Raw genomic sequence first — 12,966 nt, forward strand, 5'->3', positions numbered from 1 at the left:
CGGATTGACGTTTCTGGTCTGGTTTGTTGTCTGAGCTGTCTGCTTACTTGAGGACGTCGCGTATGGCGTCTGCTACCCGTGGCATGACCCGGTCGTTCAGCCCTGCAACATTCACACGGCTGCTCTCCAGCATGTAGATCCCATGCTCCTCCCGTAACTGGCTAACCTGCTCAGGGCTGATCCCGAGGAACGAGAACATGCCCCGCTGACGGGCGATAAAACTGAAATCACCAACTGGCGCCAATGCGTCGGCAAAGCCGTGGCGCAGGTGCAGGATGCGCTTGCACATTCCGCTCAGCTCCTCCTGCCATTGGGCTTGCAGCCAGTCATCCCCCAGAATGGTCTCCACGATAGCGGCACCGTGGGCCGGGGGCATGGAGTAGTGGGAGCGGATGACGCTCAGCAGCTGGCTGGTGGCCGCCGAGTTGATGCTTGCCGTGGCGGAGATCAGAGCCAGGGCCCCGGTGCGCTCACGGTACAGGCCAAAGTTCTTGGAGCAGGACGCAGCAATCAGCATTTCCGGCACCGAACCGGCCAGGTGTCTCAAGCCGGCCGCATCAGCTTCCAGACCCTCACCAAGACCCTGGTAGGCCATGTCCACGAACGGCAACAGACCCTTCCGCTGAATCAGACTGGTGACTTCCTGCCATTGCGACAGGCTCAGGTCGGCGCCTGACGGGTTATGGCAGCAGCCATGGAGTAACACCACATCACCTGCTTTAGCACCTTCGAGAGTGCCCAGCATGGCGGCGAAGTCTACCTCCAGCGTTTCTGGATTGAGGTACGGATATTCTCGGATGGTAAGGCCTGCTCCTCCCAGCAAGGGGAGATGGTTGGCCCAGGTCGGAGTGCTCACCCACACCGTGGTATCCCGCTGGCACAGGCGCAGAAACTCCGCCGCCATGCGCAGGGCGCCACAGCCGCCCGGCGTCTGAACCACCGATGTCCGGCCCTCCCGGATCAGCGGGCTGTTACTTCCCAGGATCAGCTCCGCCACTGCATTGTTGAATCCGGCAGCGCCTGCGGGTCCCACATAGCTCTTGGTGGTTTCGCCCTCAAGCAGACGCCGTTCGGCTTCATGTACAGCGGCCATGATCGGCGTATTGCCGGCGTCATCCTTATACACACCGATCCCCAAATCCACTTTGTCCGGCCGGGTATCTTCCCGGAATGTCTGCATCAATTGCAGGATCGGGTCCTGTGGCAGCGGCTTCAGGGCCTCAAACATGGTTCGCCTCCTTATCGGCCGGTTGGGTACGGATGAGGGTGGGGCGGCCAGTGTCCAGCGCCTTGATCAGTTGGGTCTGTTTTTCACGGATGCCTTCTGCTGCCTGTTCGCGCACCGGCCCATAGCCCCGGACGTCGGCTGGCAGCTCGGCCAGTTGCAAGAAAGTTTCGTAGTTGCTGGCGTCCAGTTCCCGGCCAATGCGAGCCACCAGGTTTTGGTAGTCCTTCAACATGGCGCGATCCAGCTTCCGGTCTGCTGAGTAACTGAAGGGATCCACCGCGGTTCCGCGCAGGCTGCGGAATTTTGCCAGCAGCCTGAAGGCCCGGAACATCCAGGGACCGAATCGGCGCTTCTTCGGGCGTCCCTGGGCATCGGTTTCCTTGCTGAGCAGGGGCGGGGCGAGGTGAAAGTGGACCTTGAAGTCACCTTCAAAGGTTTCCATCACTTCTTTCATGAAGTCGGTTTCCGCAAACAGCCGGGCCACTTCGTACTCGTCCTTGTAGGCCATGACGCGATACAGTTGCTGCGCCACGGCCCGGGTCAGGAGCAGGTTTGTCTGTCCCAGGGCTTCCTCGGCCTTCCGGACTTCGGCAACACTGGCCCGGTACTGATCGGCCCAGCGCCGGTTCTGATAGTTGACCAGATGGCCATGACGGGTCTCGATCAGCTCATCAAGGGTCGGCTCGGACTTGGTCTCAGTAACCTTCGCGCCGCCGGTGTCCAGCAGGTCCGTTACCGCGCTCAGATCAACAGCGGCCACGCGGCCCCAGCCGAAGGCTTCCTTGTTGCGATCAATCGCCACACCGTTGAGTTCGATGGCCTTCATCAAGGCCGCTTCAGACAGGGGCAGCAGCCCTTTCTGCCAGGCAAAGCCGAGCATCATCACGTTTGAGAATACGGTGTCGCCCATCAGCTTCTCGGCGATGCCATTGGCGTCGAGCTGATTGAAGTGGTCCTGACCGACCGCATCTCGGAGCAGGCCCAGTCGCTTGTCGGCTTTCATGTCGGCATCGCGGAAGAGCACGTAATCGGCGGTAGGCAGTTCCGCTTCGTTGGCTACAATCCGGGTGTGGTTCGGCCTCAGTACATTCAGGGCCTTCTGGGAGGACGCCACCACCAGATCACAAGCGATAACCGCATCGGCCTGGCCGTTGCTGATCCGAACCTGGTGCAGCTTGTCCGGAGACGGCGCCATGCGCACATAGCTCAGAACGGTACCACCCTTCTGGGCGAAGCCCATGAAATCCAGTACCGAAGCGCCCCGGGATTCCAGGTGTGCGGCCATGGTGATCAGCTGTCCTACAGTGACCACACCAGTGCCACCGACGCCGCCAACGAGCAGGTCATAGGAGCCGGTCATCTCCGGCAGGTCCGGGGCTGGTATGTTGGCCAGTTTGCCGGTCAGTACCGAGCCGGTGTCCATACCCCGGGATTTGCGCAGCTGCCCGCCTTCAATGGTGACAAAGCTGGGGCAGAAGCCGTTGACGCAGGAAAAGTCCTTGTTGCAGGAAGACTGGTCGATCTTGCGCTTACGGCCCAGGTCGGTTTTGCGGGGCACAACCGAGAGGCAGTTGGACTGCACCGAGCAATCGCCACAACCCTCGCAGACGTGATGGTTGATAAATGCCCGCTTTGCCGGGTCCGGGAACTGATTGCGCTTGCGGCGCCGGCGCTTTTCAGCGGCACAGGTCTGGTCGTAGATCAGCACGGTGCAGCCCGGAATGTCCCGCAATTCGCGCTGAACCGTATCCAGTTCGGAACGGTCGTGGAAGGTGACGTCCTTCGGGAACTGGTCTTTATGGCCATCGTATTTTTCCGGCTCATCGCTGAGCACCACAACCCGGCGAACACCCTCGGCTGCCACTTGTTGGGCAATCATGGGCACGGTGATCTGGCCATCCACCGGCTGGCCGCCAGTCATGGCCACGGCATCGTTGAACAGAATCTTGTAGGTGATGTTGATGCCTGCCGCCACGGCCTGGCGGATGGCCATGGAACCGGAGTGGAAATAGGTGCCTTCACCCAGGTTCTGAAAGACGTGGGGGTTGCCGGTATAGCGGCTCTTTCCGATCCAGTTGACCCCTTCGCCACCCATCTGGATCAGGGATTCCGTGTTGCGGCCCATCCAGGAGGCCATGAAGTGGCAGCCTATGCCGGCCAGAGCCTTGCTGCCTTCCGGGACCTTGGTGGACGTGTTGTGGGGGCAGCCCGAGCAGAAATAGGGCATCCGTTTGACGCCACCCGGGTCCTGGGCATTGGACATGGCGCTGATCTCGGTCATGCGCTCGCTGAAGTCCAGTGAGAAGAACCGGCCAAGCCTGGCAGCCAGGAAGCCGGCAACCAGTTTCGGGCTCAGCTCACCCACATAGGGAATCAGCGGGCGGCCCAGCTCATCCTGTTTGCCGGTAATCAATACCTCGCCGGGGCGGTCGGGCTCGGACATGGTTTCTTTGATCTGGCTCTCGATGATGCCCCGCTTTTCTTCAATGACCAGGACTTCTTCCTTGCCATGAATGAAGTTGAGAATGCCGCGCCGCTCCAGGGGCCAGACCATACCGATCTTGTAGATATCCAGCCCCATGTCCCGGGCCTTGTCTTCATCGATGCCCAGCAGATCGAGGGCTTCGAGCAGGTCCAGGTGACCTTTGCCGGTGGTCACAATGCCGAAGCGGGCGTCCGGGTTGTTGTACAGGCAGCGGTCAATGGGGTTGGCCCTGGCGAAGGCCTGCACGGCGGCCAGCTTGTGTTCGATTCGGGTTTCCAGCTGGGGCCCGGGCAGATCCGGCCAGCGGTAGTGGAGGCCGCTTTCGGGTGCGGTGAAGTCATCGGGCGTGACAAACTCCGGCAGCGGGGGCAGCTCCACGGAGGCCGCGCTTTCAACCGTCTCCGATATCGCCTTGAAACCCACCCAGCAGCCGCTGTAACGGGACAGGGCATAGCCCCAGAGGCCGAATTCCAGGTACTCGGCCAGGCTGGCCGGGTTGATGGTGGGCATGAAGAAACTCATGAATGCCACATCGGACTGGTGGGGCATGGACGAGGACACGCAGCCATGATCATCACCGGCAACTACCAGAACACCGCCGTGGGGGGATGAACCATAGGTGGTGCCGTGTTTGAGGGCATCGCCGGCGCGGTCAACCCCGGGGCCTTTGCCATACCAGAGGCCGAATACGCCATCCACCTGGCGGTCATCATCGGTCTCCACCTGCTGGGTGCCCAGCATGATGGTGGCTGCCAGGTCTTCGTTAATCGCTGGCACAAAATCGATACGGTTTTCATCGAGCAGGGTCTGGGCCTGCCAGAGCGCCTGGTCGTAGGCACCCAGTGGAGAGCCCCGATAACCGCTGACCATGCCGGCGGTGTTCAACCCCTGTTTGCGATCCAGGGCGGCCTGCATCAACGGGATGCGGACCAGTGCCTGTGTTCCGGTCAGGAAAACCCGGCCTGATTCCCGCAGGTAGCGGTCTTCCAGTTTGTAATTGTCGAGCTGCGGGGTATCGGCGGACATGGTGCCCTCCTTTTGTCGGTTTTATAACCAGAATTCTAGAGAGAAGTCCGCAAAAGGTGCTTGCTTATTAAGTGGGGGTTGTCGGGGTTTGCGAAAGGATATTTGATAAAAGACAATGGTAAGCAAGAACCTTTGATAAAAATCAGGTGTTACCAAATGAAACAGGTCAACCTCGATAAACTGGATCGGCGGATCCTGTCGGTGCTTCAGCAGGACGGGCGCATCAGTAACCAGTTACTGGCAGAACAGGTGGGGTTGTCGCCAGCGGCCTGCTGGCGGCGGGTACGGACGCTGGAGGAAAGCGGTGTCATTCGGGGATATAGCGCGCGGTTGGACCCCGATCGCATCGGCCAGGGCTTGTGCGTGCTGGTCAACCTGTCATTACAGCGACACACTATCGACAGCACCGCGGAGATTGAACAGCAGGTCAGCAGTTACCCGGAGGTACTCCAGTGTTTTGCGGTGACCGGCAATGCCGATTTCGTACTGAGGGTTGTCGTGCCGGATATGGCCAGCTATGACCGCTTTCTGAACGAAAAGATCTTTACCTTGCAGGGCATTGCACAGGTGAATTCAAACTTTGCTTTGCGGGAGATCAAGAATACCGAGACCATCCCGGTGGATGGCCTGGTATGAGACGTCAATAATGCGAACCTGAGCGTATCTCCCCGCAGGGCGGGGAGTAAGAGCGGTAGCCCGGTGTTACTCGGGCTTTTTGGCAACCAGTGTCAGGATGTCGTAGCTTGCAACCAGTTCGTCGTTCTGGTTCTGAACCTGAACATCCCAGACCACTACGCCCTGGGGGTGTCCATCCGGGGATGTCCGCCCCTGATCGATCTTGCGCTTGCAGGTCAGCCGCGCCCGGATGGTGTCTCCCGGGGCAACCGGCTCAATAAAGCGCAGAGTGTCCAGACCGTAGTTGGCCAGAACCGGACCTTCGCCCGGATAAACGAACAGACCGGCCGCCGCAGAAAGCACGAAGTAGCCATGGGCAATGCGCTTGCCGAACTGTGAGTCCCGCGCTGCAATTTCATCAAAGTGCATGTAGAAATGGTCGCCGGACAGGCAGCCGAAGTTGACAATATCCGCCTCGGTGACCGTGCGTCGGTGAGTCAGCAGGGATTCATTGATCTGCAGATCTTCAAAGTGGCGACGGAATGGGTGCACGTCGGTTTCAATCAGATCAGCACCACGGACATACTCGCGGGTGACCGCTGCCAGCATGGTCGGGGAGCCCTGGATCGCCGTTCTCTGCAGGTAATGATGGACTGCGCGGATACCACCGAGTTCTTCGCCACCACCGGCGCGACCCGGGCCGCCATGCTTGAGCATGGGCAGGGGTGAACCGTGGCCGGTGGACTCCTTCGCAGCTTCGGCATCCAGCAGGTGCAGACGTCCGTGGAAGGCCGCAAGCAGGGGAGCGATTCTGCCGGCAATGGCGGGATCCCGGGTGGTCAGGGTGGTGACCAGTGAGCCCCGGCCCTGGGCGCACAAAGAGACTGCGTCCTCAATGGTGTCGTAGGGAATCACCGTTGCTACCGGGCCGAAAGCCTCGATGTCGTGCGCGCCACAACCATTTTCGGGGTTCCGGCACAGCAGCACGTGAGGCTCGATGAACGCACCGTTCTCGGTGCCCTCTCCAGTCGGTTTGAAGCTGCCTTCGCCACCCATGACCAGTTCGCTGGTTTTCAGCAGTTCCTGGATGTTGGCTTTGACGTCTTCAAGCTGGTCGATGGAGGCCAGGGCGCCCATGCGAACGCCCTCGACCGAAGGGTCGCCGACGGTGACTTTCGACAGGCGCTCCTTGAGTTTCTCGCAGACAGCATCTACCTGGTCTTTCGGTACCAGGACCCGGCGGATAGCCGTACACTTCTGTCCCGCCTTCGCCGTCATCTCGCGGCCCACTTCCTTCACGAAGATATCGAATTCTTCGTGCTCGGGGGTCACGTCCGGCGCCAGAACGGCACTGTTCAGTGAGTCGGCCTCGGCATTGAACGGAATCGAACGGTTGATGATGTTCGGATGATTCTTGAGCTTGCGAGCGGTTGCCGCCGAGCCAGTGAAGGTGACCACATCCTGCTCTTCAAGGTGATCGAACAGGTCGCCGGTGCTGCCGATGATCAATTGCAGGCTGCCTTCAGGCAGGGCGCCGGATTCCTGCATCAGGCGAACGGCGAGTTCGGTCACATAGCAGGTAGAGGTGGCCGGTTTCACAATGGAGGGCATGCCCGCCAGGAAGGTCGGTGCGAATTTTTCCAGCATGCCCCACACCGGGAAGTTATAGGCATCGATGTGAACTGCCACACCGCCACGGGGCACCAGGATATGGGTGCCGGCAAAGTGGTTGTTCTTGCCCAGCGGGGTCACCGGGCCTTCATGCACCACGTTGCCGGAGGGCAATTCGCGCCGGCCCATGCTGGCATAGGAGAACAGGGTGCCGAAACCGCCATCGATATCAATGCCGTTATCGCCCTTGGTAGAACCGGTATGCATCGACAGTGCGTAAAGCTCTTTCTTGTGTTCCTGGAGGTACATGGCCATGGCCTTCAGGGCCAGGGCGCGCTCCTGGAAATCCATCGCCATCAGGTTCTTGCCGCCGACCTTGCGGCCATACTCAACGGCTTTTTTGAAATCGAGGGTGTCGTCGTGGGTGTGTGCGACGATCTCGCCGTTGATGGCGCTGGGCAGGGCCTTGGCAGGCTTTTCACCGACCCACTGGCCGGCGATGAAACTTTTCAGGACTGACATGGGGAACTCCGTTTGTTTCTGAAACGCCAAGGCAAGCCCCGTGTGTGCGGGGCTTGCCTTGTTCGTGTCTTGGTGGGCTGGGCGGAAACTACATTTCGTCGTAGTCCAGAACCACCTTGTCGCTGACCGGGTAGCACTGGCAGGAAAGCACATAGCCGGCTTCCACTTCGTAGTCTTCCAGGGCAAAGTTCTGGTCCATTTCCACTTCGCCTTCCACAACCTTGGCGCGGCAGGTGGAACAGACGCCGGCTTTGCAGGAGAAGGGCAGATCCGCACCTTCCTCGTTGCCGGCTTCGAGGATGCTCTTGGTATCACGAACCAGCGGGAAGGTCAGGGAGCGGCCATCGGCGATAACGGTCACTTCGCTGACGGACTGCGGGTCCACTTTGGACGGCGCCCTGTCCTTGCGGGCCTGGGGCGCACCACCGACCGGCGTAAACAGTTCGAAATGGATCCGGCTTTTGTCCATGCCATGACGAAGCAGCGAGTCCCGGACATCCTCGGTCATCAGCTGGGGGCCACAGATGAAGGCGGCGGTGAGATCCTTGGCGTTGATCCAGTGATCAAACAGGGCGTCGCACTTGTCGTGGTCAATCCGCCCGTTGTACAGGTCAATGTCCTGCTCTTCACGGGTGAAGATATAAACCAGGTTCAGGCGGGCCATGTATTCGTTCTTCAGGTCCTGGAGCTCATCCCGGAACATGGTGCTGCTGGTGGCCTTGTTGCCATAGAACAGCGTTACCTCACTCTTGGGTTCGGTTTCCAGGGTGGTCTTGACGATCGACAGTATCGGGGTGATGCCACTGCCGGCAGCTACGGCCAGGTAATTACCTTCCCGCTCGGGATCCAGGTCGATGGAGAAATGGCCCTGGGGCGGCATGACTTCCAGCGTCTGGCCTGGCTTCAGCTGCTCATTGGCAAACGTGGAGAAACGACCACCGGCAACCCGTTTGACCGCGATGCGCAGCTCCTGATCGTTGACGCTGCGGCAGATCGAATAGGAACGGCGCACTTCCTCGCCATCCATCTGCGTTCTGACAATCAGGTGCTGGCCCTGTTTGTAGCTGAATTTGTCCGCCAGATCTTCCGGCAGGTCAAAAGCAAGTGATACGGCGTTTCTTGTTTCAGGTCTGACCTCTTTGAGGGTCAGTGAGTAGAATTTATTCATGATCGTATCGGCTCTAGATGCATTTGAAATAGTCGAAGGGCTCGAGGCATTCCTTGCAACGATAAAGTGCTTTGCAGGCGGTCGATCCGAATTCGCTGACCCGTTCAGTGTCGTTGCTGCCACAATGTGGGCAGGCAATGACGTCCGGCTCCCCGAGCAGGGTCAGCTTGCTGGAGCTGCCCTCGGGCGGTGCGATTCCGAATGCCCGAAGCTTCTCTTTGCCTTCGGCTGTGATCCAGTCGGTGGTCCAGGCAGGGGTCAGCACCTGGTTGATTTTCGGATCCCGGAAGCCTGCGGCACGCATGGCTTCGGTAATCAGTTCCTCAATCAACTCGGTGGCCGGGCAGCCGGAATAGGTCGGGGTTACGTCAATGGACAGTTCTTTCCCGTCCCAACGCACGGCACGAACAATGCCGAGTTCCACGACGCTTACTGCCGGCACTTCGGGGTCTTTGACCTCCTCCAGAAGTGTCCAGATATCGTCCTCTGTCAGCAGATCGGGGCGGGCGTTTGCCGGCACCCGATCACTGGCAATCAGGATATCAACGGCTGACCTGTGGTCTGACTCACCATGTTGTGGCATCGGGATAGGCCCTCTGCAGGAACTGCATTTCTGCCAGAATGAAACCGAGGTGTTCGGTGTGCTCGCCGTGCTTTCCGCCCATATACATCCAGGCGTCTTCGGCGCCCGGTGTCAGGGTGGCCTGGGTGAGCACCTCGTTGACCATGCCGCGCCAGTCTGTGGCCAGCTGGTCGGGGTCCGGGCCGATGCCCGCCTCGGCCAGGACACGATCGGTGTCGTCCGGAGTGATCAGTTCGCCGGTGAAGCGCCACAGGATATCAACCGCATCCTGCATGCGTTGGTGGCTCTCTTCGGTGCCATCGCCCAGGCGCTTGACCCACTCGGATGACCGGCGCAGGTGATAGGTAGCCTCTTTCAGGGCCTTGGCGGCAATACCGGCAATACGCTCATCGCTGGATCCGGTCAGGCTCTTGAGTGTGAAGTAATGCCACACGTCGAAGAAAAACTGCCGACCCATGGTGACCGCATAGTCCTCGTTAGGCTGCTCGGTGAGCAGCAAGTTGCGGTAGTTATGGGCATCGCGGCGGAACGCCAGCTTGTCGGCATCGCGGCCGTCATCAATCAGCTCGGCAGCGTACTCGTACCAGTTGCGGGCCTGGCCGACGAGGTCGAGGGCAACGTTCATCAGTGCCATTTCTTCCTCAAGCGCCGGGGCCTTGCCGCATAACTCGCACAGCCGCTGGCCCAGGATCATGTCGGAATCTGCCAGGCGCAGCAGGTATTCCTTTAATGCTTCTGCTTGTGTCATTGGATTCGCTCCTTACATGTGTCCGACTTCATCGGGCAGCTCGTAAAAAGAAGCGTGCCGGTAAATCTTGTCTTCCGACGGGTCGAACAGTACTTCCTTCTCGTCGGATGCGGAGGCCGTGATGGTGTCGGAGGGCACGACCCAGATGCTCACGCCCTCATTACGGCGTGTGTACAGATCGCGAGCGTTTTCCATGGCCATCTCGGCGTCAGAGGCGTGCACGCTGCCCACGTGTTTGTGGTTCAGACCGTGCTTGGACCGCACAAAAACTTCGTAAAGGCGCCATTCAGACATATTGCATTCCTCCAGTATCAGGCGGCTTGTGCGCGCTGTTTTTGTTTTTTGGCATAGGCGACCGCCGCTTCGCGGACCCATGCGCCTTCGTCAATTGCTTTCTTGCGAGTATTGATACGCTCGCGGTTACAAGGGCCGTTACCCTTGAGAACGTCGTAAAATTCCTGCCAGTTGATCTCACCGAAATCGTAGTGGCCGGTCTCTTCGTTCCATTTCAGGTCAGGATCCGGCGCGGTGCACCCCAGGAATTCGAGCTGTGGAATGGTCTGGTCGATGAACATCTGGCGCAGTTCGTCGTTGCTCTTGCGCTTGATCTTCCACGCCAGGGACTGCTGTGAGTTCGGGGACTCGTCATCGTGCGGGCCGAACATCATCAGGGCCGGCCACCACAGGCGGTTGATGGCGTCCTGCACCATGGCTTTCTGTTCGTCCGTGCCTTCACGCATCATGTCCAGCAGGATCTGGTATCCCTGGCGCTGGTGGAAGCTCTCTTCTTTACAGATGCGGACCATGGCGCGGGAGTAGGGGCCATAGGAGGTACGCTGCAGTACAACCTGGTTGACGATGGCAGCACCATCCACCAGCCAGCCAACCGCACCCATATCCGCCCAGTTCAGGGTAGGGTAATTGAAGATGCTGGAGTACTTGGCTTTGCCCTGATGCAGCTTCTCGATTTCTGCATCGCGGTCTGCACCGAGGGTTTCCATGGCGCTGTACAGGTACAGGCCGTGGCCTGCTTCGTCCTGAATCTTGGCCATCAACTGAAGCTTGCGCTTGAGTGTGGGCGCGCGTGTAACCCAGTTGCCTTCCGGTAGCATACCGACCACTTCGGAGTGGGCGTGCTGGGAGATCTGGCGAACCAGCGTCTTGCGGTAGCCTTCAGGCATCCAGTTCTTGGGTTCGATCTTGGTTTCCGCGTCGACCTTTTCCTGAAACTCGCGCTCTTCGGGCGACATCTCTTCCAGGGTCTTCAGGCGCTTGGCGCCGGTTTCAACGAGCTGGGCGTACATAAAATACCTCCGGATCGGGCTTGTTGTTCTGAAGCTCCGTGAACACTGGCACCCTCAAGTAACACCAGAGGGCGAATAACTCCATATTATATGATACTGAATAAATATCAAGAATAGTCTTTGTGTGTCATGTTATATCTCAAGTATCGCTTGATAACGCTTATATGCATGATTTAAATGGTAAAAGTTATGATACGTGAACAAATGCTATCGAGATCATTGGTCGGAAAGTGAAATTAAATCGACGTCTTTGGGTGGGCTGCGGTCAGGGGGCGTCTCAAGGACGGCGGGCCGCCCCCTGGGAGTCATGCAGGTTTATTGTTTGCGGCGGTCAAATACACGCTTGGCCTTGCCTTCGGAGCGGGCCAGGCGATTGGTTTCCACCACCTCGACACGGGTGCTGATGCCAATATAGGACTTGATGTGGTGGGCCAGTTCCTTGGCTGCCGCGGCACGACTTTCGCTGGTGTCAGTTGCGCCAGGTTTCAGCTCGGTCCGGATGTCCACGCAGTCCAGGTTGCCTTCCTTGTAAACCTCGATCTCATAGTGCGGCGCCAGGGCCTCGCATTTCAGCACCTGTTCCTCGATCTGGCTCGGGAACACGTTCACACCACGGATAATCAGCATGTCATCACTGCGGCCGGTGATCTTGTCGATCCGGCGCATCGGGCGCGCGGTTCCTGGCAGCAGGCGGGTGAGATCGCGGGTGCGGTACCGCAGGATCGGCAGCGCCACCTTGGTCAGCGAGGTAAATACCAGTTCACCGTATTCACCATCGGGCAGTACTTCGCCGGTTTCCGGGTTGATGATTTCCGGGTAAAAATGGTCTTCCCAGATGGTCGGGCCGTCCTTGGTTTCGACGCACTCCATGCCAACGCCGGGGCCCATGACTTCGGACAGACCGTAGATATCCAGGGCCTGGATACCGAGGCGTTCTTCAATCTCGGTACGCATGGCGTTGGTCCAGGGTTCCGCCCCGAAGATACCCAGGCGCAGGGGCAGCTTGTGGGGATCAATACCCTGGCGGTCCATCTCGTCAGCGATGTTCAGCATATAGGAGGGCGTCACCATGATGATGTCGGGCTCGAAGTCCTTGATCAGCTGGACCTGTTTCTCGGTCTGGCCACCGGACATGGGGATAACGGTGCATCCGAGCCGCTCGGCACCGTAGTGGGCGCCAAGGCCGCCCGTGAACAGGCCGTAGCCGTAGGCTACATGGACTTTGTCGCCCCGGGAGCCACCGCCTGCCCGGATAGACCGTGCCACGATGTCGGCCCAGGTGTTGATATCACTCTGGGTATAGCCGACAACGGTCGGCTTGCCGGTGGTACCACTGGAGGCGTGCACCCGCACCACGTCGGACATGGGGGTGGCAAACATGCCGAACGGGTAGTTGTCGCGCAGATTCGCCTTGGTGGTAAACGGCACCCTGGCGAGATCATCCAGGGAATGGATGTCCATCGGCTTGAGGCCGAGATCGTCAAAGGCCTTCCGGTAGAATGGCACGTTGGTGTAGGCATGGACGACGCTCCAGCGCAGGCGCTGAAGTTGTTCGTGGCGCAGCTCATCGACGCTGGCTGTCTCCATACGGTCAAGTTTGCCAAGTTTTTGCAGTGGTAAGCTCATGATTCTGTCCTGCGTTGTTCTTGTTGAATAATGGTCTTTGTTCTGTCCTG

Annotated in this window: 10 protein-coding genes; 1 reads left to right on the forward strand and 9 read right to left on the reverse strand. The window is 59.2% G+C overall.

From position 1 onward, the window contains the following. Positions 1 to 43: 43 nt before the first annotated feature. Positions 44 to 1,228: an amino acid aminotransferase gene (locus FDP08_RS16585; protein WP_137437418.1), complete on the reverse strand. Its 1,185-nt coding sequence runs from the start codon at positions 1,226 to 1,228 to the stop codon at positions 44 to 46. Next, complete coding sequence (locus FDP08_RS16590) at positions 1,221 to 4,739, reverse strand: indolepyruvate ferredoxin oxidoreductase family protein (protein ID WP_137437419.1); 3,519 nt, start codon at positions 4,737 to 4,739, stop codon at positions 1,221 to 1,223. The genes FDP08_RS16585 and FDP08_RS16590 overlap by 8 nt, the downstream gene beginning before the upstream one ends. 156 nt (positions 4,740 to 4,895) lie before the next feature. Between FDP08_RS16590 and FDP08_RS16595 the strand changes: the two genes are divergently transcribed. Continuing rightward, a complete protein-coding gene (locus FDP08_RS16595) occupies positions 4,896 to 5,375 on the forward strand; it encodes an Lrp/AsnC family transcriptional regulator (protein ID WP_137437420.1) in 480 nt (159 codons plus the stop codon). 66 nt (positions 5,376 to 5,441) lie between these two features. Here FDP08_RS16595 and paaZ read toward each other — a convergent pair whose 3' ends face one another. The 7 genes from paaZ to paaK form a co-directional block, all read right to left on the reverse strand. Further along, positions 5,442 to 7,487 carry a phenylacetic acid degradation bifunctional protein PaaZ gene (paaZ, locus tag FDP08_RS16600; protein WP_137437421.1) on the reverse strand — a complete coding sequence of 682 codons (2,046 nt, stop codon included), beginning with the start codon at positions 7,485 to 7,487 and terminating at the stop codon, positions 5,442 to 5,444. Positions 7,488 to 7,575: 88 nt separating this feature from the next. Continuing rightward, positions 7,576 to 8,655, reverse strand: a complete 1,080-nt coding sequence (paaE, locus tag FDP08_RS16605) for a 1,2-phenylacetyl-CoA epoxidase subunit PaaE (RefSeq protein ID WP_137437422.1) — start codon at positions 8,653 to 8,655, stop codon at positions 7,576 to 7,578. 13 nt (positions 8,656 to 8,668) lie between these two features. Next, positions 8,669 to 9,238, reverse strand: coding sequence for a 1,2-phenylacetyl-CoA epoxidase subunit PaaD (gene paaD, locus FDP08_RS16610; RefSeq protein WP_137437423.1), 570 nt, complete (start codon positions 9,236 to 9,238; stop codon positions 8,669 to 8,671). After that, positions 9,222 to 9,986, reverse strand: coding sequence for a 1,2-phenylacetyl-CoA epoxidase subunit PaaC (gene paaC, locus FDP08_RS16615; RefSeq protein WP_137437424.1), 765 nt, complete (start codon positions 9,984 to 9,986; stop codon positions 9,222 to 9,224). The genes paaD and paaC overlap by 17 nt, the downstream gene beginning before the upstream one ends. Positions 9,987 to 9,998: 12 nt before the next feature. Beyond that, a complete protein-coding gene (gene paaB, locus FDP08_RS16620) occupies positions 9,999 to 10,280 on the reverse strand; it encodes a 1,2-phenylacetyl-CoA epoxidase subunit PaaB (protein ID WP_027831090.1) in 282 nt (93 codons plus the stop codon). 17 nt (positions 10,281 to 10,297) lie between these two features. Next, a complete protein-coding gene (gene paaA, locus FDP08_RS16625) occupies positions 10,298 to 11,290 on the reverse strand; it encodes a 1,2-phenylacetyl-CoA epoxidase subunit PaaA (protein ID WP_137437425.1) in 993 nt (330 codons plus the stop codon). A 315-nt stretch (positions 11,291 to 11,605) separates the two neighbouring features. Then, the gene (paaK, locus tag FDP08_RS16630; RefSeq protein ID WP_137437426.1) at positions 11,606 to 12,916 is read right to left on the reverse strand and encodes a phenylacetate--CoA ligase PaaK; all 1,311 of its coding nucleotides are present in this window, start codon (positions 12,914 to 12,916) and stop codon (positions 11,606 to 11,608) included. Between the last annotated feature and the right edge of the window lie 50 nt (positions 12,917 to 12,966).

The sequence above is a fragment of the Marinobacter panjinensis genome (assembly GCF_005298175.1).
Taxonomy (GTDB): domain Bacteria; phylum Pseudomonadota; class Gammaproteobacteria; order Pseudomonadales; family Oleiphilaceae; genus Marinobacter; species Marinobacter panjinensis.